This window comes from Microcystis sp. 49638_E5, from assembly GCF_021300285.1.
Lineage (GTDB): Bacteria > Cyanobacteriota > Cyanobacteriia > Cyanobacteriales > Microcystaceae > Microcystis > Microcystis aeruginosa_C.
This window is the reverse complement of record NZ_JAJTDH010000010.1, coordinates 25,810-48,172: the sequence shown is the minus strand read 5'-3', so window position 1 is coordinate 48,172 and position 22,363 is coordinate 25,810. Positions and strand designations below refer to the sequence as shown.

Sequence of the window (22,363 nt, the reverse complement as noted above, 5' to 3'; positions counted from 1 at the left end):
TGAGACAGTTATCAGTTATCAGTTATCAGTTATCAGATTTAAGTTTTAAGTTTTAAGTTTTAAGTGAGCAGTATTAAATAGAAGTTTCCTACTGTCTTTGTTTACTGTTTACTGTTTACTGTTTACTGTTTACTGTTTACTGTTTACTGTTTACTGTTTACTGTTTACTGTTTACTGTTTACTGTTTACTGTTTACTGTTTACTGTTTACTGATCACTGTTTAGACAGTCTTGCACTTTAGCCAGAGATATAATTAACTTGGCTTAGGTACTGAAGAAAAGGAGATTAACTAACAAATTTGCTTAAGGGGTTAATCGGGGGGTAGAGACGTTTGTAGTCCACGTCCCTACGATGTTTTCCAATAATACAAAGTTATTCTGGGATTAAACCGCCACAGCTTGATGAATGTAGCCTAATTCCGTCAATTTGTTCCAGACTTTGGCGACACTTTCCTCTAAAGTCTCTAAATCGGTGCGGCATTCCACTTCCGGGTTAAAAGGTGGTTCATAGGGATCATCAATTCCCGTAAAAGACTTGATTTCGCCAGCACGCGCTCTTTTATATAATCCTTTCACATCGCGCTCCTCACAGACGCTTAAGGGAGCATTCACGAAAACTTCGACAAAATTGCCGATTTTTCCCCGTACTTCCTCGCGAATCTCACGATAGGGAGAAATAGCTGAAACTAGGACAATCACACCGTGACGGGTAAGCAAATTAGACACAAAACCAATGCGACGGATATTTTCATCGCGATCCTCTTTACTAAATCCTAAACCTTTGGTGAGGTTCGTCCGTACTATATCGCCATCGAGAACCTCAATTGAATAACCTTCAGCGATTAATTTTGCCTGTAATGCCTCGGTAATCGTGCTTTTCCCCGCACCGCTCAATCCCGTTAACCAAACCGTCACGCCGCGCTGTTTCATAGTAATCATTAATAATACTTAAATCCTGTTTAGCGTACCATATCTCAGTGATCAGTGATCAGGAGTCAGGAGATAGGAGTCAGGAGTCAGGAGATAGGAGTCAGGAGATAGGAGATAGGAGATTATTTTATTTATTCTCCCCACTTCCCCACACCCCACACCCCACACCCCACACCCCACTTCCCCAACCTGATTGAAACAAACAACCTGTCACCACGATCACTGATAATGTAGGTTGAGTTACTGTCTTGAATTAAGGTAATGTTTAAGAAATTCCCCCCTCACACCCCGCTCATTCTTGGTCTAGGTTCTGGGGTTGCGCTTTTTACTCTCACCAGTCTCTTTCTCTTTCACCCAAAACTTCTCGCTTGGCTCGATCGCAATAGTGCTTCGGTTCCTAGCCAAGATCCTAACCAACCCTCTGCCGTAGTTGATAGCGCTTCCCTACCACAAACCGAGCGAGATGTCAAGTTAAAAGATGTGGCCGATGCCAATGCAGCCTCTTTAGATCGTAGTCGCGCCCGCTATCTCCTGGCTATGGATTTATTGAGAAAATATGAAGGGGGTCCGGCTTTAAAACAATTAGAAGGCTTAGAAAAACAATATCCTGTCCTCGCTCCCCAGATTCTCCTCAAACAGGGACGCGCCCAGGAATTAAGCAATGATAGTGAAAGAGCGCGAGAAATTTGGCAAAAATTAATTAAAACCTATCCCCAATCGCCCGTAGTGGCAGAAGCTTACTACTCTTTGGGCAAATACGACCCCAGTTATCATGAGAAATTGCTCAAGGAATACCCCCGACACCCGCGCACTTTGGCTTTAATTCGCCAACGTCTTCAAGAAAATCCCGATCAATTTCCCTTATGGTTACAGTTAGCCAAGGCTAATCCTTTTGATCCTACCCTCAATCAGGCCCGCGATCGTTTGGTGAAAGACTACGCCGAGCAGTTAACTCCAGCGGATTGGGCAATGATTGGGGCAGGTTATTGGCAGTCGGGATTGTACGAAAAAGCCTATAAAGCCTACGCTAAAGCCACTCCTAGCCCCGAACAAGCCTATCGTTACGCCCGTGGGCTACAAATTGCCAAAAAACTGCCAGAAGCTCGCAGCGCTTACCAAAAATTAATTAAAACCTATCCCCAGGCCCCAGAAACCGGTTTGGGATTACTGCGACTCGCCCAAATTTCTCCTAACCGCGATGCCATAGCATATCTCGATCGCATTGTCAAGCAATTTCCCGATCGCGCTCCGGAAGCTTTGGAAGCGAAGGCCAAATTACTCAACTCAACTAATGCCCAGGCCGCTAGTCAAACATGGCAGACTTTATTAAATAAATACCCAAAATCCGACGAAGCCGCCGATTATCGCTGGTTAATGGCCCAAAGAGCCGCTAAATCCGGTGATTACGCCAAGGCGTGGCAGTGGGCGCAGCCAATTGCGGTTAATAATCCCGATAGTCAAACTGCTCCGAAAGCGGCCTTTTGGGTGGGAAAATGGGCGCAAAAACTCGGCAAAAACCAAGAAGCAAAACAAGCTTTTACCTACACTATTTCTCGTCATCCCCATTCCTATTATGCTTGGCGCTCGGCGGTTTTATTAGGTTGGGACGTGGGGGATTTTACCACTGTCCGCTCCTATAATCCTACCACCGTCAAACCCGCCACCCGTAACGCTCCCCCCGCCGGTTCGGAAGCTTTCAAGGAATTATATCGAATTGGTGAAGATACGGACGCTTGGAATCTCTTCCAAGCAGAAATTGTTGATCCTTGGAATTTAACCGTTGACGAACAATTTAACCTCGGTGTCTATAAACTCTCTCGCAATCAAAATTTAGAAGGAATTAACCTGATTTGGCGCTTGCGAGAAAGAGATACCCCGGAGGAAAAGAAAGCTTGGAAAGTCCTGCGACAAAATGATAAATACTGGCACGCTTTATTCCCCTTTCCCTACTACGATAGCATCCTGCAATGGTCAAAAGATAGACAATTAAATCCCCTGCTAGTGACAGCTTTAATCCGGCAAGAATCCCGCTTTGAAAAAGAAATTCGTTCTCCTGTGGGGGCAGTGGGATTAATGCAAATTATGCCCGATACGGGGAAATATATCGCGGGTAATACTGGCAATAAAAGTTATTCTTTAACTAATCCTGAAGATAACATTATGATGGGGACATGGTATCTCGATTATACCCATGGCAAATTCGCCGGAAATTCACTTTTTGCCGTGGCTAGTTATAACGCCGGACCCGGGGCAGTTTCCAAATGGAAACAGCGTTTTGATTTTAGCGATCCCGATCAATTTGTCGAGAATATTCCCTTTAGAGAAACTAAGGGTTATATAGAATCGGTGTTTGGTAATTATTGGAATTATCTCCAGATTTATAACCCCGAAATTCAAGAGCAAATGAAGAGAATTACTAACCCTTCCTAGGGGATTGATGGGGATGGGTAATTAACTCATTTCCTTAAAGTTATAATTAAATTGAAGATAGATCCCCCCTTAATAAGGGGTGTGCCGATCCCCCCTGCCCCCCTTGATAAGGGGGGTGCCGATCCCCCCTGCCCCCCTTGATAAGGGGGGTGCCGATAGGCGGGGGGATCCCCCTTAATAAGGGGGGCATCTGACAGTTTTTAACACCTAGCTACTTACTAACTTTTTTCTTAATTATGCAATCATTTAACTGGCAAACCGTCGATCGAGATTCTCCTTTTACTCGCCTAGATTTTCGGACCAAATTAACCATGATGATCGTGGTTACTCTCATCGCTTTTACTTGGGAAAGTCCTCTCGCTGGCGGTTTTCTAACTCTTATTGTCGCTTTAGCTTGTCTCTGGGCGGGGGTAAAATGGTCTTATCTCCTCACTATTTTAAAATTCATGGCTCCCTTTTATCTATTCTTATTAATTACCATGGGATTTTTTAATGTGGAACAGGTAAAAACTTTAACGGGAAAAACTGAATTAACTCCCTTATTAACTGTCGGTTCTGCTCAAATGACTGTCGAGGGAACCCTCTACGGTTTAAATGTGATCTTTAAAACTCTCACCATGGTTTTAATTATTCCCCTCGCTATTTTTACCACTGATATAAATCAGATGATGGTGAGTTTAACTAAAGCCAGAATTCCTTACAAAATAGTTTTTATTTTTTCCTCTACCCTGCGCTTATTTCCTCTCCTAGTAGAAGAATCTCGCTCGATTATTTCTGCTCAAAGATTACGAGGATTAGCAATAGAAAAAATGGGTTGGTTACAAAAAGGAAAAATTTACGCTTCTATCGCTGTACCTTTAATTTTAAACGCTATGGCTAAATCGCAAAAATTAGAGGTAGTTCTACAGGCTAAAGCTTTCTCTGGTGATCCCGATCGCACATTTTTACAGGAATCAATCTTAACCAATAAAGACTATTTATTAATTATTGGCTTTCTATTTTTATTGGTTTTGGCAATTATTCTCTATGTAAAATTCGGGGTGGGAAAATTTGCCTGGCTATTTTAAAATTAATCCCTATTGTAAGTAGTTAGGTGTTAAAAACTATCAGATGCCCCCCTTATTAAGGGGGATCCCCCCGCCTATCGGCACCCCCCTTATCAAGGGGGGCAGGGGGGATCGGCACCCCCCTTATCAAGGGGGGCAGGGGGGATCGGCACCCCCTTATCAAGGCGGGATTAAGGGGGGAAGGGGGGATATATCTTCAATTTAATTCTAACCAGCTACTTAAGTACCTAAGCAAAATTAATTACACATATCTAACCACCTCTTGCCTCTTGCCCCTTGCCTCTTGCCTATCTTCACTAGGAAATTAATTTTGCACGACTACTTATAGCTCGATCGATCTGGGTATATAAAGCTTCTAAATCTCCGGAATTGTCTAAAACAAGATCAGCTAAGGCAATTTTTTCGGCTAAAGGCATTTGATTATTAATCCGAGCGATCGCTTGTTCTCTGCTTAAGTTATTCCTAGTCATTAAGCGTTCAATTTGTTGCTCGAAACTGCAAGAAATCACCCAAATCTCTGTGACTAAATGGGTTAGTTTGGCTTCCAATAATAAAGGAACAGAAAAAACAACTATCGGGGCTTCTAACTGCTCTAAATGCCGATTAAAACATTCTCTAACGTAGGGATGAATCTGACTTTCTAACCAGATTTTTTCCTCGGGATTATTAAAAATAATCTCTCCTAACTGTTGGCGATTAAGGGAATTATCCTCAGTTTTAACTTTTCTGCCATAACGCTGAAAAATTCTCTCTAAAATTGCCGAACCTTTTTCCACTGCTTCCCGGGCATAAATATCCGCATCAAGGACGGGAATTTTGTAGATATTTTCTAAATAATTAGAAACCGTGGATTTACCACAGGCTATTCCCCCTGTTAACCCGATAATTCTTCTTGACATAAATTATTAAATTGCTAATCTCAATTAAGGTGCGTTACGCGCTCGCTAACACACCCTAAAGTTATAAACTCTCTATCTGTTGTAAAACTCTTGCTTGTACTTTTTGATAGGCAGTTTCCACATCTCCTAAATCGCGACGAAAACGATCCTTATCGAGAATGCGCGCTTGGGCATCCTCTTGGGTTTTATCCCAGAGACGACAGGTATCGGGGCTAATTTCATCACCTAGATAAATTTTGCCCGTTTTATCAACTCCAAATTCTAACTTGAAATCGACGAGAATAATCTGGCACTTATCGAAAAATTCTTGCAGATATTGATTGATTTGCAGGGCTAAATCTCGTAACTGATTGACTTGCTCCTCGCTGGCAATATCGATCACTTTTATGCGATCGGGCGTTAACAAAGGATCGCCCAAAGCGTCATCCTTGAGGTAAAATTCTACAAGCGGAAAAGGTAAAACTTTCCCCTCCTTTAATCCCGTTTGCTTGCACAAACTCCCGGCGGCGATATTTCTGACTACTACCTCCAAGGGAATGATTTTAATCGCCTTGACGCGCATTTCCCTAGAACTAGGGCGATCAATATAATGGGTAGGTATTCCTAGGGATTCTAACCATTGAAATAGGGCAGTGGAGACAGTACAGTTAATTTCCCCTTTGCCGACAATTTGCCCGCGTTTTTGGGCATTAAAAGCCGTGGCATCGTCTTTGTAATAAGTGAGGAGAATATCGGGATCATCGGTTTGATAGAGAATTTTGGCCTTACCTTCATAGAGTTTTTCCATAGTTATCATCCTCGGCAATTGATAAACAAAAATTGATGGTTAATCAGATAGCGGCAGCAGTAAATTTTGGCGATCAACCTAGACAAAAAATTTATATCATTAGGTAGATGATTGTTGAAAAAAATAATGTATAATTGCTGCTTAAAGATAACTGTCAACATTTTGCGACCGAACCTTAACCCATAGCCAAAAAGTGTCCCGATTTAAGTGGTCAATTTTTGGCGAATCAGCCAAGTTTCTACTTAAATCCTCAATGATATCCAACAACTGATATTATCTCCCATTACCATTACCGAAAAATCTAAAGAAATTCCGCAAAATTACCCGCCGTCGCCCTATGAACCAGAATCCTCCTAACGATGATAACCCAAATCTCCCCGATCGCCGCAAGGAGGATTTTCTCTATCCTCGCGCCCCCTACTATGGGGAATTTAAGCCAGAAAACTTGCTATTTAACGCCAATTTACAGGAATTTGCCCAAAAAGTCAGTTTTATTTGTAATCTGGAAACCGGGGGCAAAATCAGTTCTCTAGAAGCCTACCAAAAAATTAAAGCCCTCTGGAAAGACTTAAAACAGAGCAAAAAAGGCCTAGGCATTGGGGAAAATCCCTTTCAAAAAGATGATGATACCTAAAGGATAATCAGGAAAAATCGGGTGCATCTCAATTTTGTAGAAATATCTATATTACAGGGCGCACGCGGTGCGCCCCTACTATTGGCGCAATAATATTATTGTAGGGGCGAATTGCATTCGCCCTTTTTGAATAACTGCTTCTGCTCACCTATATGTGAGAGAAAGTCACAAATATCAGATGCACCCGAAAAATCTCCCGGGTTGATAAAAAATACTGGGACAGAAATATTTTCTGCCCCATAGAATTAGATAAGCAAACGCTTAAAAATTACCGTGATTTTGGATGGCACTTTCTAATTTTGCCACCACTTCCTCGACGCTAATTACTCCTAAATCGCCCGTGGCACGGGTGCGAATACTTAAACTATTACTTTCCATTTCTTTTGCCCCCACCACTGCCATCACGGGAATTTTTGCGGTTTCAGCATTGCGAATCATTTTACCCAAACGTTCGCCACTGGTATCGGTTTCGGCGCGAATTCCTAACAACTGCATTTTCGCTGTCACCTCTTTAGCGTAATCCAATTGAGTATCACTAACCGGTAATAATCGTATCTGGACAGGGGCTAACCAAAGAGGAAAATCCCCTGCGTATTCTTCGATTAAAATACCGATTAAACGTTCCAAAGAACCAAAGGGAGCGCGATGAATCATCACCGGACGTTTACGATTACCATCTTCGGCAACATATTCTAGTTCAAAACGTTCGGGTAAATTATAATCTACCTGTACCGTTCCTAACTGCCATTCTCTTTCGAGGGCATCTTGGAAAATAAAGTCTAATTTGGGACCGTAAAAAGCCGCTTCTCCGGGGGCTTCAAAATAATCCATCCCCAAAGTTTGCACCGCTTTTCTAATCGCTGATTCTGCCTTTTCCCAAGCTTCATCGGAACCGATATACTTATCCGATTCGGGGTCACGAAAACTCAATCGCGCCTTAAAATTCTTTAATTGTAAACTCTTAAACACCGTCAAAATTAAATCAACAACGCTTAAAAATTCCTTGTCTAATTGTTCGGGAGTGACAAACAAATGGGAATCATCAACGGTAAAACCGCGAACTCTAGTTAACCCTCCCAATTCTCCCGATTGTTCGTAACGATAAACTGTCCCGAATTCCGCCAAACGCATCGGCAATTCCCGATAGGATCTCAAATCACTTTTATAGATTTGAATATGAAAAGGACAGTTCATCGGTTTAAGCACAAATCCTATTTCCTTACTAGCAGATTCCTCATCGTCTGCCATCATGGGAAACATATCTTCTTTGTACTTTTGCCAGTGACCCGAAATTTTAAACAAATCGACGCGAGCAATATGGGGAGTAACTACGGGTAGATAACCGCGTTTTAACTGTTCTTTTTTCAGAAAATCTTCTAACAAAGAACGAATTAAAGTTCCTTTGGGGGTCCATAAAGGCAACCCCGGCCCGACAGAATCAGAGAAAATAAATAAACCTAATTCTTTGCCTAATTTGCGATGGTCCCGTTTCAGTGCTTCTTCCTTACGGCGCTTGTATTCGGCTAATTGTTGGGGATTTTCCCAAGCTGTGCCGTAAATGCGCTGCAATTGGGCTTTATTTTCATCCCCACGCCAATAAGCACCCGCTACCGTCTCTAATTCGATTGCTTTTGGGTCTAGTTCGCTTGTATTATCTAGGTGCGGACCGGCGCACAAATCCCACCAAGCGTCCCCAAGATGATAGAGGGTGATGGGTTCTTGAATTCCCGCCAGAATTTCCAGCTTATAGGCTTCATTAATCGCTTTAATGCGCTTTTCCGCCTCTTCCCGAGAAACTTGCTCGCGAATCACCGGCAGTTTTTTATTGATAATTTTGACCATCTCTTTTTTGATGTCCTTGAGATCCTTATCGGTAAAAGGTTCCGGCACATCAAAATCGTAGTAAAATCCGGTTTCAGTCCAAGGCCCGATAGTAACTTGGGCTTTCGGGAATAATTTCTGCACCGCCATGGCCATCACATGGGAGGTGGTGTGACGAATGCGCTTGAGGTGGTCGGATTCGCTGGTTTTCGGTAGTTTAATCGGGGCTTGGTTATCCATGTCTTTTGAATTTACACCTTCTCTGTTCTCTATTTTAATAGTAAAAGGAGTCTTTAGTCAGGAAAAAAATCAAGATAGATATCAATGCCATTTCCCCCCATCTCTAACCTCTAAACCCTCATCTCTATTTCCCGATGAAAAAACTAATTTTATCCTGTTTATTTTTGGGATTGGTTGCTTGTCATGCCTCGGTTAATACCACCGATAACCAAAAACCAAAGGTAATCTCCACTAGCACAATTATCGCCGATTTAACCGCACGAGTGGGCGGTGAAGAAATTGACCATCAAGACATTTTAAAACCGGGGGATGATCCCCACGTTTATGAACCAGTTCCTGCCGATAGTGTCGCTTTAGAAAAAGCCGATTTAATTCTCTATAACGGTTATAATCTCGAACCGGGGTTAATTAAAATGATCGATTCTACGGCAGTTAAAGCTAAAAAAGTGGCTGTGGGAGAAGCCATTACACCTTTACAACTGGAAAAAGAGGGGCAGAAAGTCCCGGATCCCCACGTTTGGGGTTCGGCTAAAAATGGTATAATCATGGTGGAAAAAATCCGAGATCAATTGATTGAATTAAGTCCCGAAGATAAAGAGATTTTTACTGAAAATGCCGCCCAATTAATCGCAGAATTAGAAAATCTTGATCGCTGGATTGCTGCGGCTATTGAAACTATCCCCCCTTCCCAAAGGCAATTAGTCACCACTCATGACGCTTTTCAGTATTATGCTCATGCCTACGGTTTAAAAGTTGCAGGAACTTTAATTGGTATTAGCACCGAAGAACAACCTAGCGCCCAAACGGTGAAAAATCTAGCCGATGCTATTAAAAATCTCCGGGTTGCTGCTATCTTTGCCGAGACCACTATTAATCCCGCTTTAATTACCACGGTAGCGGAAGAAGCGGGGGTGAAATTAGCACCACAACAATTATATTCTGATTCGATCGGCGCGGTGGGTACTAGAGGGGATAGTTATGTAAAAATGCTCAGGGAAAATACTCGATCGATCGTGGAATCTTTAGGGGGAAAAGTACCCCCAGAAGCTCAATAGACCTCTTGTAAAAATCAAAAAATTGTCCTTAGAGTCAGGAGTTAGGAAGGCAGAAATACCGACAATCAGCAATTATCAGTGACTTTTAGATGATGACAAATAGATCAGCAGCTGCCTGTAAGCATCCCACCGAAAAGCTAATGCGCGGGGGGTTTGGGGGGTAGAACCCCCCAAAAGCTTGGATTGAGGGAAAAAATCGAAAGTAACGCCCGACTTTAGCAGAGAGTTTCCCCTTAAAAATCCCAACTTAGTAGATTTACAAAGCGGGGTTTATTTCCCAAATCCTTTACCGCGATTGACAGCAGGTAAACTGAGACAATTGTTAATCTGTTCTTTTAGGGTTTCATGATCAAGATTTTGACCGATAAGAACTAGCTGATTTTTCGGACTACCTTTCCATTCGTCATCTTCGAGAGTGAAACGTTTACCACTGAGGTGGAAAATATGACGTTTAGGACTTTCATCAAACCAGAGAATACCCTTAGCGCGGAAAACGCTTTCCGGTAACTGATTATCGAGGAAATATTGGAACTTCCGAATCGAAAAAGGTTGGTCACTAGCAAAGGAAATAGAAGTAAATCCATCCACCTCTAAATGATTGGAATGGTCGTGATGATCATGATCGTGATCGTGGTGGTGATCATGGTCGTGATCATGATCGCAATGGTCGTGATCGTGGTCGTGGTGATCATGGTCGTGGTGTTCTTCTTCTGTGTCGAAATATTTATCCGATTCAAATAGTCCGACGCTGAGAATTAAGGGTAAAGGGACCTGACTTTTGCTAGTACGAAGAATTCTCGCTCCTTCCTTCATGTCCCGGATTCTTATTTCTAAAGAATCCACATCCCCTTCATCCACTAGATCGGTTTTATTGAGAACAATAATATCACCGTAGGTGATTTGACTTAAGGCCGCTTGCGAGTTGAATAAATCGAGACTGAAATTGGCACAATCCACCATAGTGACAATGGAATCTAAACGGGTCATTTCCCGTAATTCCGTCCCTAAAAAGGTTAAAGCTACTGGTAAAGGATCGGCTAATCCCGTGGTTTCTACGACTAAATAATCGATTTTTTCGGGACGTTCGAGAACTTTATAAACCGCTTGAATTAAATCCTCGTTAATCGTGCAGCAAATACAGCCATTATTTAATTCTACCATGCTGTCATCACTGCTGATAATCAGTTCGTTATCGATACCGATTTCACCGAATTCATTGACAAGAACAGCAGTTTTTAACCCCTGTTGATTGCTGAGAATATGATTGAGGAGGGTAGTCTTACCACTACCAAGAAACCCAGTAATAATTGTTACCGGTAGCCCTTTTTTTGGCACTGACATCGTGTTAATAGCTTGTGATTCGACGGTTTGCATAATGATTTGGGGGTGAGTATTCTGTCACTAAAAGGCGATTTTTCGGGATGAGATAGCTAGTTTTTCTCGATCAAACAGTCTCCACTCGATCGCCGACTATTTTTATTGTAGATATTTTTGGACCACATCCCATCCTGTTAGGGTAACAAAAAGAAAACCCAGAAACAATAAAAGATTAGTGCCGATGTGGAGAGACCGCGCTAGAGGTGGACGAGTGGTAATGTTCAGGCCGCTAATTGCCGAAACAAAAACCAGAAAAACCACCGATAAACCCGCTATCAGGTGGGAAGAGTGGCCTAAACTGCCATAATGACCGATTGTTCCCACTAATCCGATTCCCAGCAGAATTAAGACCAAAGCAACCATGATCAGGCCGCTGAGGAGATGAAAGGGTCTTAACCATTTCGGTCGAGATTGGCCCGCGAGTCGTCGATAACCCATGTTTACCCCCGAAACCGCTAGTAAAAAATAGGCAAAGAGGGCAAATCCCATCGACCAAGCGGCAATTTTCCATAACCAGAGAAAGGAAGGGAGATTCATAGGGGGGGGATTATTGTTAGCAAGGAAAGGGACGACCGATCGTGTTAATTTAAGTTTACCGGACAAAAATCAGCAAGTTAGGGCTAATATGTCTCATCTCACTATCGACACGGAAAATAATCAGCGTCAACCCTTTGAATTGCCCGGGGCTAAACCCCATTATAACCCCGATCGACCCGGACAAGTTAATCATATTTTTCTCGATTTAATTATTGATATTCCCCGACAAAGTTTTCAGGGCAGCTGTCAGATTACCCTCACCCCCATTCGTCAGGGAATTAGCAGTTTAACCCTCGATGCGGTGGATCTAAATATTGATTCTGTGTTCATTGAAGGTATCAGTCAACCCTTTGACTATGATCGTTCTCTCCTGACTATTCATCTGCTACAACCCACCACCGATAAACCGATTATCCTGACGATTAACTATGAGGTTAAGCAACCACAACGGGGATTATATTTTATCAGACCCGACGAATACTATCCCGATAAACCGATGCAAGTTTGGACCCAGGGAGAAGAGGAAGATTCTCGCTTTTGGTTTCCCTGTTTTGATTACCCTGGCCAATTAGTCACTTCTGAAATTCGGGTTAAAATTCCCCAACCCTATATCGCTATTTCTAACGGGGAATTAATCTCGGTGGAACCCGTGGGTGAAGACAGAATTTATCACTGGTCACAAAAGCAAATTCATCCTACCTATTTAATGACTCTTGCGGTGGGAGATTTTGCCGAATTACGGGACTCATGGAATGGTGTTCCTGTTACTTATTATGTGGAAAAAGGACGGGAAGAAGAGGGCCAAAGAAGTATGGGTAAAACTCCCCGCATGATCGAGTTTTTTAGCCAAAAGTTTGGTTATCCCTATCCCTATCCTAAATACGCACAAGTTTGTGTAGATGATTTTATTTTTGGTGGGATGGAAAATACTTCCACCACAATTTTAACCGATCGCTGTTTAATTGATCAAAGAGCCAGCATCGATCATACTTGGACAGAAAGCTTAGTTGCCCATGAATTAGCTCATCAATGGTTCGGTGATTTAGTGGTAATTAAACACTGGTCTCACGCTTGGATTAAAGAGGGAATGGCTTCCTATTCTGAGGTTTTATGGACAGAATCGGAATACGGAAAAGCTGATGCTAGTTATTATTTATTAGGGGAAGCAAGAAGTTATTTAGAAGAAGATGCTTCCCGCTATCGTCGTCCGATGGTTACTCATGTTTATCGAGAAGCGATCGAACTTTATGATTGTCATCTCTACGAAAAAGCTGCTTGTGTTTATCACATGATCCGCTCTATTTTGGGGGAAGATTTATTCGGAAAAGCGATTCATACTTTTGTGCGGGATAATGCCCATAAAACCGTAGAAACCGTGGACTTATTACGGGCGATCGAAAAAGCGACCGGGTACAATTTATTATTCCTCTTTGATCAGTACGTTTATCGCGGTGGTCATCCCGATTATAAGGTGGCCTACAGTTGGGACAATCAGAATAATTTAGCCCAATTAACTGTCACCCAAACCCAGGACGAAAAGGAACTATTCGACTTGAAAATTCCCGTCGCTTTTGCCTATCTCAACTCTGAAGATCTTACCTACAATCTGCGGATTCACCAAAAAGAACAAACTTTCTATTTTCCCCTAGCACAAAAGCCAGATTTTGTCAAGTTCGATCGGGGTAATAATTTCCTCAAAACCGTCACTCTTGAGTATCCCATCGGTGAATTAAAAGCGCAATTACAACAGGATCCCGATCCGATTTCCCGTATCTATGCAGCGACGGCCATTGCTAAAAAAGGCGGTTTAGAAGCGATCGAAGCTTTAGGGACATCCCTAGAAAATGAGCCTTTTTGGGGGGTGCGTGTGGAGGTGGCCAAACAGTTAGCAACTCTTCGGTTAGATCAGGCGGTTACTGCTTTAATTAAAGGTTTAAACGATGAAAAAGCACAAGTCCGTCGGGCAGTTGTCGAGGGATTAAGTGAAATTAAAACCTTAGATAGTTATAACGCGCTTAAATCCCTACTAGAAACCGGAGACGCTAGTTATTATGTGGAAGCCGCCACAGCGCGAGGATTAGGCTGCATGGCCGTGGGACAATTGCAAAATAAAGAAGGGGAAATTATTGACCTGCTCAATCACATTTTACAGTCAAGAAAGGGGTGGAATGAGGTAGTAAGAGCGGGCGCAATTGGCGGTTTAAGCCAGTTAAAAACCTCGCCGGCGGCTTTGGAGTCAATTTTGACCTACACGGCTTTAGGCACGCCTCAACCCCTGAGATTAGGAGCTATCCGCGCCCTGGGAGCGATTTCTTCCGGACAAAGCACGGATAAATTAACCGTAATTTTGGAACGTTTAGAAACCATTGCCGAGGAAACTTTTTTCTTGACGCAGGTGGCACTGTGTAACGCTTTAGGACAGATAGAAAATGCCAAAGCTATCGTTATTTTACAAGCTTTGAGCGATCGAACTCCCGATGGTCGCGTGCGTCGTGTAGCCGAGGAAGCAGTACAAAAAGTCCAGAAAAAATTAGGTTCCGAGAAAGCAATTCAGGAAATTCGCGAGGAATTAGAAAAAATGAAACAGGAAAATCAGGAACTTAAAAGTCGTTTGACCAAATTAGAGGCGAAAAATGGTTAGTTAACCTGAGTTATCAGTTATCAGTTATCAGTTATCAGTTATCAGTTAAGTAGGTAGGCGTTAAAAATTATCAGACACCCCCTTATCAAAGGGGGGATTAAGGGGGGATCCCCCCGCCTACCGGCACCCCCCTTATCAAGGGGGGCAGGGGGGATCGAACCTAAAATCCATTTTTAATTTAATTATAACCAGCTACTTATCAGTTATCTGTTTACTGTCTTGAGAGAACCATGGGATTAGGAGAAACAGACACCAGAGCCAAATTAATTGACCCCGTCCTGCATCAAAGAGGATGGACAGAGGATTGTCTCAAGCGAGAAGAAACCCCGGGGGCAATTCAAATTATCGATGGGGAAGCCGAACGCGCCAGGGGAAGGATCGATTATACCCTGCGAGTGGCCGTCAGTAGCGACAGCCAACCCTTAGCCGTCGCCCTAATAGAAGCAAAAAAGGAAGATGCGCCCCCCACTGAAGGCTTAGAACAGGTCAAACGCTATGCCAAAGGGTTAAATGTACCGTTTGTGTACTCCTGTAACGGTCATCTTTTTGTCGAATATGATCGCACGACGAATATAACTTCAGCCCCTCAACCCCTCAGCCAATTTCCTACCCCGGCCGAACTGAGGGGGACGCTGCGGCATCGTCCTAGATGAAGGGGTGTTATTTCGCACCAATGAAAATGCCTTTGTCCAGAGCAAACGAAAACTATTAAACGACTGTAACCTCTGGTGTATCGTTAGTTTGCCCGCAGGGACTTTTGTGGCTGCCGGTGGGGGTGTTAAAGCTAACATCCTCTTTTTTACTAAAGGCAAACCCACTGAAAAAATCTGGTATTATGACCTGTCCGATGTCAAAGTTACCAAGCGCAAACCCCTGATGATGAATCACTTTCAGGAGTTTCTAGAACTATTACCCAACCGAGAAGATAGTGAGAGAAGTTGGACAGTCACCCGTGAAGAAATCGAAGCCAAAAACTTTGACCTCAAAGCTGTCAATCTTAACACCAAAGTAGATGAAGATAAAAGCACCGCCAAGGAATTGCTAGATTTTATTGAGGAGAAAGGTAAAGAAGTTGCTCTAACTCTATCAGTGCTGAGAAAGTGGGAGCGGTGAAAGTCACTTACAGCCCTTATCCTCAAGGTGAAGTATAACCTAATTTAGTAGAACTCTTGCATAATTTTTTGATGGTAAGTACCTAAGCAAAATTAATTACACATATCTAACCACCTCTTGCCTCCTGCCTTTTGCCTTTTGCCTATCTTCACTAGGAAATTAATTTTGCACGACTACTTATCATACTTGAAAATCCCAATTAGTAGCTGCTCAAAATACCGGGGAAATTATCTGTGTCTTTTGTGGGAAAGGCAGCGGTCATGATTTTAGTTTATTTAATTCCTAGAGGAGTAATTTCGGGGCTGTCAACCAGAATAACTCACACTTGCCTAGGGGATTTTGTTGATTGGGAACCTCTAGACCAATTATTCCCGCTTTTTTGACCGATAATTTTCCTTGAAACTTGCCCCAAACTAGCATTTCCGTCCAATAGCCTAAATCCGGTTCGTGGCCCACCAGTGCGAGCGCGTTTTCCTCTCGCTGATAGTCCGACTTTTGCCACCATTGCACCCAATCTTGAATATTGCCGTTGGGTGATAGGGGATTAAATTGCTCAATTTTACGGCTTAAACCCGCTTTTTGCAAAATTTCGGCGGTTTGCACCGCACGCACCAGGGGAGAAGTCAGAATTAGGTCAAATTTCACCCCCAACTGTCCTAATCTTTGGGCAACTTTAGCAGTTTTGGCCCTACCTTCCTCGGTTAAAGGACGTTCCCTATCGTTGAGATAATCCCCCGATTGTCCTGCTAATCCATGACGCACAAAATAAAGTTTCATATCAGTGTCGGGTCGGTCTTGGCGATGATAATAAATAGCTGAGATCTAATAGCTAGGTGCGAATTACCTTTTCATCAGGGTTAACTAGATGGGAAAGTTTCTGTTTAATTTGGGTGTCATACAGTTCCCACTTAAGTTTTGCGTATTCGGCATTATTATTAAAACCACCGAGAAAACCGATAGGAATTTCAAAACCTCCGGCCATATAACGACCACCACCAAAAAAGCGACCTTGGTTATCCTGTCCGAAAGCTTCCTTGAGAAATTCATCGGGATCTAGGGTAATTTTACTGGTACGCATAGAACCGATGACTAACTCGATATCCTCATCTTCATCGTGAACGATACCATAAACTAAAGCCGTGTGAACATTTTCTTCTGTCACCAAAAAATCGGCAGCCTGGGGAATCGCATCTCGGTCATCATAACGCAAATAACCGACCCCGGCGATCGAATAATTATTTTTAATAATACGGTTTTTTAAGGCCCGTTCGATCACATCCATCACCCGTCGGGATCTGGCCGATTGCAGGACAGCGTTTAATAATTGAGCATCGTAGAAACGACTGAGATAACCAGCAGCAATAAATTCACACTCTTGCGCTTGCATTAAATTATTCGTATCCGATCGCAATCCGTGCATCAAAGCTGTGGCACACTTAACATGGACGGTATCGCTACTATTAAAATTCAGTAACCCTTTTTGGATATATTGGGTTAATATCGTCGCTGTTGCCCGGATTTGGGGACGAATATCGACAAATTCCGCCTCTAGCTCCCCTTGGCGAGTATGATGATCAATCACGGCAATAATGGGAATTTTTGCCTGTTTAACCAGAGTGGTTAACTGACTATTGGTTCCCTGACCATCGACAAAAACACAACCCTGATAAACCGAAAGATCTCTATCCTTGAGGGTATGGACTCCCCAACGTTTAGCCGGTAAACCCGTTAGTTTTACCAAAGCGACATTTTCCTGATGGGAGAGAGTACCCGCATAGACTATATCGCAGTGAATATCGTACTGTTCGGCGATAATTTGATAGGCCCAGGCACTAGAAAGAGCATCGGGATCCGGGAAATCCTGCATCACCACAATTTGATTTTCGCCACGATGATTTTCCAAAGTACGTCGCAGGCGATCGATCAGGGAAATAAGTAGGGTATCATTACTAACCGTGACTGGAGGAAGGGGACATACTGCCGACGCTTCCCCTACCACTACATCGGTTTCGAGGGACTTGGCAGGAACTAGACTCAGTAATTCAGCCATCATTTTTAGAAAAGTTCGCTTAAAGGTAGATTCAGTCAGGATTTTTTGAGTTAATTAATTCTAGACGATATTCTCGCTCGATCGGTTCATCTCAATTATTAAGCTTTTCTCGCCCCTAGCTCCTTACTCTGGGGCCATAACTCTAGTCTATCGAAAGACCTCTCCTGTTTGTTCTGGGAGAGCGGTTAGGAGTGAGGGCAATTAACCATCGCTGCCATTACTTGAGAAAAATGATATAACTGGACTTCCCCACTTCCCCACTTCCCACTCTCCCATACTTTTTAAACAGGATTTAGAATCACCACCGTCCCTAAATATTTGCTCCGATTTTTTATAGTAAAGTTATACTATTAAGGAAGCAAAGACGAAACTCTAGGGTTAAGCAATGGTTAGACAACTCGACGACAGCCCGAAAACCGCAATCGTCTATCCCGATAGCGACGGGAAACCGATGACCGATAATACAAGACAATTTCGCTGGATTACGACGATTAAAGCGAATTTAGACTGGTTATTTGCCAATAATGCCGATGTTTTTGTCGCCGGTGATTTACTCTGGTGAAATGACCAGAAAACTACTGTTTTATGACCGTTATGGTGTGGAAGAATACTACATTTATAATCCCGATAAAAATGATTTGGGTGGCTGTATTCGTCGGGAAAATCGGCTCGAATATTGTTTTCATGATGGCGGTTTATACTAGAAGTCAAATCCCTTACCTTATTTAGTTGTTAAAAAATGACACGAGATACTTTACATATAAGCACTCAGGTTTTACCTGGTAATAAAATTGAAATTGCCACCCCTGAATTAAATGTGGGTGAAGTTGTTGAGGTTTTTATACTTAGCAAAACTCCTAAAAATAATCAAGATAAAAATGAATATGATTCGTTAACAGGTTTATTTAAAAGTTCTCCTGAGTTAGCTACTGAATCTGAAGAAAGTGACCAAGGCTATCCAGTTTATCTAGAGCAGACAGAGGAAGATTTAGCTAAGAATGTAAAAAAAATTGAGCGACTTAATAATAATCCAAATATCGGTCAAACACAGTTGGGTTTTGGAGAATTTATTCAAAAATTTCGCCAAGAACATAATCTAGAACAAGATGGTATTGAATCAGAAGAACTTTTAGAGGGAGTGCGTGATTTATCATCAGGAAGCGAGGTAATTTGGTGAGTTTACGTTTTTTACTCGATAGTAATATCTTATCAGAGCCTTTACGACCTCAACCGAATACAAAGGTTATGGAAAAATTACTTGAACATCAGCAAGAAATCGCTACAGCGACAGTTGTTTGGCATGAGCTTCTATTTGGATGTTATCGTCTTCCTGACTCAAAAAAACGAAGAAATATTGAGGAATATCTCCAAGAGACTGAATTAATATTACCTTTATTATCTTATGATCATAACGCCTCCACCTGGCACGCACAAGAAAGATCCCGTCTTGTTAAATTGGGCAAAACACCGCCTTTTGCTGATGGTCAAATTGCGGCAGTTGCCTGTGTTAATCAACTTATTTTAGTCACTAATAATGTCTCAGATTATAGAGAATTTCAGGGACTTAAAGTAGAAAATTGGCATTATTGATTCAGGGAAAGTAAACCTCATAACTTACGTCCCTTCAAGAACTCATTAATCATCATTATTGTCGTCTTGATTGCGCTTTTTAGACAGCACTGCACCTAATCCGAGTGTTACTATTCCTAGAATTGTAGAAGGTTCTGGAACAGAGGGAGATGACACTGTATTAGTCGATAACAAAGTAATATTCAACAAACTCAAAGAAGGTTCTCCTGAAATAGGTGTATAACCTAAAGATCCAAAATTAGAATCAACTGAACTGAAAAAGTTAGTGAATAGAGGGAGTGAGGTATCGGTAAACATTGAGGCGGAAACATCTGTTAAGATAAATCGAAAATCTCGGACAGTGCGACCCAACAAATTTCCAAATCCTAAATTGTCAAAAACCAAGACTATATAGTTATCTACTCCAAAGCGATTATTGTCAATAGTAATCCCGTAAACATCAGCTGAAGTAGTGGTGATACTAAAAGGATTTCCTCCTACAGAGAAAGATAAGGAGAAGGGACCATAACTAGAACGTTCTATGCTTATAGTTTCGTTGCCAGAGCCATTGGTAAAGTAGAATCAAAGAATAACATACCTTTTAGCGGAGTATTATTTAAACCACCAATATTGGAAAGATCAACAACTCCTTCAAAATTAAATGTGATATTGGCAGCTTGAGCGATCATTGGACTAAATAAGGTGGAAAAAGTCGAAATAGTGGTAATGGCGACCGCTAAACTGCCAAAAGCACTATTCCCAAGTCCCTTACCTGTCGCGCCCGTTTTGACATAGATGATAGCCATGATCTACCTCGTGTGAAAATGATGGTACAGAGTCGATAGTGAATATCTGCCCGAAACTTAGTTCGAGTTAGATAGAGTTGATAAATAGGTGAATACTGGAGAAAAATACACCTAGAGACACCAAAACCATTAATCAGGCTTGGATGTCAGAAAATTTAGCACTGGTTAGGGCTGATGCTTAGATTGTAGAGGCGAATAATTATAAGTCCCGTTTATTTTTTTTTTTTAATCATCAGTAAAACTAATTAAAAAATCTGCTCGCTCGAACTGAACTATGATAAGATAGTAGGGTTTTGGCAAGCTCTAGCGATAGGTGATCGGGTAGTCAAGACGAAAGCGGGATAGTTAATGATCGGGGAATAGTTTTTGCTGTTAGCCTTAAAGAAACAACTGGGGTGAACCTATGGTTACATCACCGAATCCAACTCAGATAGTCTATCCCGATAGCGATGGTAAACCCATGGCCGACAATACAAGACAATTTCGCTGGATTACGACGATTAAAGCGAATTTAGACTGGTTATTTGCCAATAATGCCGATGTTTTTGTCGCTGGTGATTTACTCTGGTATCCCGTGGAGGGAGATAATAAGACTCGACAAGCGCCTGATGTGAAATGACCAGAAAACTACTGTTTTATGACCGTTATGGTGTGGAAGAATACTACATTTATAATCCCGATAAAAATGATTTGGGTGGCTGTATTCGTCGGGAAAATCGGCTCGAAAGTCTGGAAAATCTCGATAATTGGGTAAGTCCTCGCTTGGGCATTCGTTTTCAATTAGCCGAACCAGAGTTAGTTTTGTATTATCCCGATGGTCAACCTTTCACCAGTTACAACGAAGAACGACAACGGGCCGAAACGGAACGACAACGGGCCGAAACGGAACGACAACGGGCCGAAAGGTTAGCGGCAAAACTGCGGGAATTAAATATTAATCCCGAAGAAATTTAAAAAAATTATCGATTGATGAAGTCGATCGAGATAGTCTCGATACAATGAAAGTAGATAAATATCAAGTCCACTAGCTAGAGTCGGAACGGTAAGCCCAGAAAAAATGCGCTAGGGCAGGGTTGACTAAATCGACGAAGCGAACGCTAAATAGGGGTAATTTCCGCCCAATTCTCCCCAATCCTGAACGGGAGAGGCAGAACCGAAAATTTTCTATAAAATTTTCGGTAAGGGTGGAAAGATCAAGTAAGTTAGCGTTAGGGCTTAATCTTCGCCACGGAAAGGTAGAACTATGACAGTTTGTGAATATCGGCCAGGTTTAGAAGGAATTCCCGCCGCCCAATCGAGTATCAGCTTTGTGGATGGGCAAAAGGGAATCTTAGAGTATCGGGGCATTCGGATTGAGGAACTCGCCGAAAAAAGTACCTTCCTCGAAACCGCCTATCTCCTTATCTGGGGTGTTCTGCCCACGGGGGCGGAACTGGAAGAATTTGCCGATGAAATCCGTTATCATCGACGCATCAAGTACCGTATCGAAGACATGATGAAATGCTTCCCCGAAAAAGGCCATCCCATGGATGCGCTACAAACTTCGGCGGCGGCTTTGGGGTTATACTATGCCCGTCGGGCTTTGGATAATCCCGAATATATCCGTCAGGCAGTAGTGCGGCTATTAGCGAAAATCCCCACCATGGTGGCGGCGTTTCAATTAATTCGCAAAGGTAATCATCCCATTCAGCCCAATGATAGCCTTGATTATGCGGCCAATTTCCTCTATATGTTGACGGAAAGACGACCGACGGATTTAGCGGCGAAAGTTTTCGATGTCTGTTTGACTCTCCACGCCGAACATACCATGAATGCCTCGACTTTTTCGGCCATGGTGACGGCTTCCACTTTAACCGACCCCTACGGTGTCATCGCTTCAGCAGTGGGAACTCTCGCTGGCCCCCTCCACGGTGGGGCAAACGAGGAAGTATTGTTAATGTTAGAGGAAATCGGTTCGGTGGCTAATGTTCGTCCCTATGTGGAAAAATGTATCGCCAATAAACAAAAAGTTATGGGTTTTGGACACCGGGTATATAAAGTTAAGGATCCCCGAGCGACGATTTTACAAAACCTTGCCGAACAATTATTCGCAGAATTGGGTTCCGATGAATACTACGATATCGCCCTAGAATTAGAACAAGCAGTGGTGGATATCTACGGCGAAAAAGGTATCTATCCTAATGTGGATTTCTATTCGGGATTGGTCTATCGGAAATTAGGCATCCCTAATGATTTATTTACCCCGATTTTTGCCATCTCCCGGGTGGCCGGTTGGTTGGCCCACTGGAAAGAACAATTAAATGCTAACCGCATTTTCCGTCCTACCCAAATCTACACCGGACAACACGATGTCCCCTATACACCGATCGAACAACGTTCTTAGATTTTATCTCCCATTCTTAATGGAA

General features: G+C 42.5%; 20 protein-coding genes and 3 pseudogenes. 13 read left to right on the top strand and 10 right to left on the bottom strand.

Annotation, left to right across the window (positions count from 1 at the left end; genetic code table 11):
- Positions 1 to 383: 383 nt before the first annotated feature.
- Positions 384 to 929 (bottom strand): adenylyl-sulfate kinase, encoded by a 546-nt coding sequence (gene cysC, locus LW728_RS03890; protein ID WP_104395846.1) that lies wholly within the window; start codon positions 927 to 929, stop codon positions 384 to 386.
- Between the two features lie 261 nt (positions 930 to 1,190).
- On the opposite strand from cysC, the gene LW728_RS03885 reads away from it, so the two are divergent.
- Both LW728_RS03885 and LW728_RS03880 read left to right on the top strand, forming a co-directional pair.
- Positions 1,191 to 3,359, top strand: a complete 2,169-nt coding sequence (locus LW728_RS03885; protein ID WP_287765277.1) for a lytic transglycosylase domain-containing protein — start codon at positions 1,191 to 1,193, stop codon at positions 3,357 to 3,359.
- Positions 3,360 to 3,595: 236 nt separating this feature from the next.
- Positions 3,596 to 4,426 carry an energy-coupling factor transporter transmembrane component T family protein gene (locus tag LW728_RS03880; protein ID WP_002804638.1) on the top strand — a complete coding sequence of 277 codons (831 nt, stop codon included), beginning with the start codon at positions 3,596 to 3,598 and terminating at the stop codon, positions 4,424 to 4,426.
- A gap of 296 nt (positions 4,427 to 4,722) precedes the next feature.
- On the opposite strand, the gene coaE is transcribed toward LW728_RS03880, so the two are convergent.
- Positions 4,723 to 5,325 carry a dephospho-CoA kinase gene (gene coaE, locus LW728_RS03875; protein WP_287765275.1) on the bottom strand — a complete coding sequence of 201 codons (603 nt, stop codon included), beginning with the start codon at positions 5,323 to 5,325 and terminating at the stop codon, positions 4,723 to 4,725.
- Positions 5,326 to 5,386: 61 nt separating this feature from the next.
- Positions 5,387 to 6,112 carry a phosphoribosylaminoimidazolesuccinocarboxamide synthase gene (gene purC / locus LW728_RS03870; RefSeq protein WP_287670111.1) on the bottom strand — a complete coding sequence of 242 codons (726 nt, stop codon included), beginning with the start codon at positions 6,110 to 6,112 and terminating at the stop codon, positions 5,387 to 5,389.
- Positions 6,113 to 6,449: 337 nt separating this feature from the next.
- Between purC and LW728_RS03865 the strand changes: the two genes are divergently transcribed.
- The gene (locus tag LW728_RS03865) at positions 6,450 to 6,746 is read left to right on the top strand and encodes a DUF7219 family protein (RefSeq protein ID WP_002743720.1); all 297 of its coding nucleotides are present in this window, start codon (positions 6,450 to 6,452) and stop codon (positions 6,744 to 6,746) included.
- Between the two features lie 261 nt (positions 6,747 to 7,007).
- Here the strand turns inward: LW728_RS03865 and thrS are convergent, their stop codons facing one another.
- On the bottom strand, positions 7,008 to 8,807 hold the full coding sequence (thrS, locus tag LW728_RS03860) for a threonine--tRNA ligase (RefSeq protein ID WP_287765273.1): 1,800 nt from the start codon (positions 8,805 to 8,807) through the stop codon (positions 7,008 to 7,010).
- A gap of 134 nt (positions 8,808 to 8,941) precedes the next feature.
- Here thrS and LW728_RS03855 point away from each other — a divergent pair, with 134 nt between their 5' ends.
- On the top strand, positions 8,942 to 9,862 hold the full coding sequence (locus LW728_RS03855) for a metal ABC transporter solute-binding protein, Zn/Mn family (RefSeq protein WP_002803747.1): 921 nt from the start codon (positions 8,942 to 8,944) through the stop codon (positions 9,860 to 9,862).
- 270 nt (positions 9,863 to 10,132) lie between these two features.
- On the opposite strand, the gene LW728_RS03850 is transcribed toward LW728_RS03855, so the two are convergent.
- The gene (locus LW728_RS03850) at positions 10,133 to 11,236 is read right to left on the bottom strand and encodes a CobW family GTP-binding protein (RefSeq protein ID WP_287670105.1); all 1,104 of its coding nucleotides are present in this window, start codon (positions 11,234 to 11,236) and stop codon (positions 10,133 to 10,135) included.
- A gap of 102 nt (positions 11,237 to 11,338) precedes the next feature.
- Complete coding sequence (locus LW728_RS03845; protein WP_002803749.1) at positions 11,339 to 11,776, bottom strand: DUF4079 domain-containing protein; 438 nt, start codon at positions 11,774 to 11,776, stop codon at positions 11,339 to 11,341.
- An 88-nt stretch (positions 11,777 to 11,864) separates the two neighbouring features.
- On the opposite strand from LW728_RS03845, the gene LW728_RS03840 reads away from it, so the two are divergent.
- From LW728_RS03840 to LW728_RS03825, 4 genes and pseudogenes are all read left to right on the top strand, one after another.
- Positions 11,865 to 14,417, top strand: a complete 2,553-nt coding sequence (locus LW728_RS03840; RefSeq protein WP_287765270.1) for a M1 family metallopeptidase — start codon at positions 11,865 to 11,867, stop codon at positions 14,415 to 14,417.
- Positions 14,418 to 14,647: 230 nt separating this feature from the next.
- Complete coding sequence (locus LW728_RS03835; RefSeq protein ID WP_002803752.1) at positions 14,648 to 15,070, top strand: type I restriction enzyme HsdR N-terminal domain-containing protein; 423 nt, start codon at positions 14,648 to 14,650, stop codon at positions 15,068 to 15,070.
- Positions 15,071 to 15,074: 4 nt separating this feature from the next.
- Positions 15,075 to 15,530, top strand: coding sequence for an N-6 DNA methylase (locus LW728_RS03830; RefSeq protein WP_287726691.1), 456 nt, complete (start codon positions 15,075 to 15,077; stop codon positions 15,528 to 15,530).
- 190 nt (positions 15,531 to 15,720) lie between these two features.
- Positions 15,721 to 15,807 (top strand): annotated as a pseudogene (locus tag LW728_RS03825) (IS5/IS1182 family transposase); the annotation flags it as partial.
- A gap of 5 nt (positions 15,808 to 15,812) precedes the next feature.
- Here the strand turns inward: LW728_RS03825 and sixA are convergent.
- Positions 15,813 to 16,307, bottom strand: coding sequence for a phosphohistidine phosphatase SixA (sixA, locus tag LW728_RS03820; RefSeq protein ID WP_287726690.1), 495 nt, complete (start codon positions 16,305 to 16,307; stop codon positions 15,813 to 15,815).
- Between the two features lie 52 nt (positions 16,308 to 16,359).
- Positions 16,360 to 17,583, bottom strand: a complete 1,224-nt coding sequence (locus LW728_RS03815) for a DHH family phosphoesterase (protein WP_287765266.1) — start codon at positions 17,581 to 17,583, stop codon at positions 16,360 to 16,362.
- 382 nt (positions 17,584 to 17,965) lie between these two features.
- Between LW728_RS03815 and LW728_RS03810 the strand changes: the two are divergent.
- The 3 genes and pseudogenes from LW728_RS03810 to LW728_RS03800 form a co-directional block, all read left to right on the top strand.
- Positions 17,966 to 18,254 (top strand): annotated as a pseudogene (locus LW728_RS03810) (Uma2 family endonuclease); the annotation flags it as partial.
- A 65-nt stretch (positions 18,255 to 18,319) separates the two neighbouring features.
- A complete protein-coding gene (locus LW728_RS03805; RefSeq protein WP_002771492.1) occupies positions 18,320 to 18,757 on the top strand; it encodes a hypothetical protein in 438 nt (145 codons plus the stop codon).
- A complete protein-coding gene (locus LW728_RS03800; protein ID WP_002771490.1) occupies positions 18,754 to 19,170 on the top strand; it encodes a type II toxin-antitoxin system VapC family toxin in 417 nt (138 codons plus the stop codon). Before LW728_RS03805 ends, LW728_RS03800 begins: the two co-directional genes overlap by 4 nt.
- 45 nt (positions 19,171 to 19,215) lie before the next feature.
- Here the strand turns inward: LW728_RS03800 and LW728_RS03795 are convergent, their stop codons facing one another.
- Both LW728_RS03795 and LW728_RS03790 read right to left on the bottom strand, forming a co-directional pair.
- Positions 19,216 to 19,467, bottom strand: coding sequence for a PEP-CTERM sorting domain-containing protein (locus tag LW728_RS03795; protein ID WP_287765264.1), 252 nt, complete (start codon positions 19,465 to 19,467; stop codon positions 19,216 to 19,218).
- Positions 19,468 to 19,694: 227 nt separating this feature from the next.
- Positions 19,695 to 19,955: a hypothetical protein gene (locus tag LW728_RS03790; RefSeq protein ID WP_287765261.1), complete on the bottom strand. Its 261-nt coding sequence runs from the start codon at positions 19,953 to 19,955 to the stop codon at positions 19,695 to 19,697.
- Between the two features lie 403 nt (positions 19,956 to 20,358).
- Between LW728_RS03790 and LW728_RS03785 the strand changes: the two are divergent.
- Both LW728_RS03785 and LW728_RS03780 read left to right on the top strand, forming a co-directional pair.
- Positions 20,359 to 20,909, top strand: a pseudogene (locus LW728_RS03785) (Uma2 family endonuclease).
- A 289-nt stretch (positions 20,910 to 21,198) separates the two neighbouring features.
- Positions 21,199 to 22,338, top strand: a complete 1,140-nt coding sequence (locus tag LW728_RS03780) for a citrate synthase (protein WP_287668350.1) — start codon at positions 21,199 to 21,201, stop codon at positions 22,336 to 22,338.
- Positions 22,339 to 22,363 lie beyond the last annotated feature (25 nt).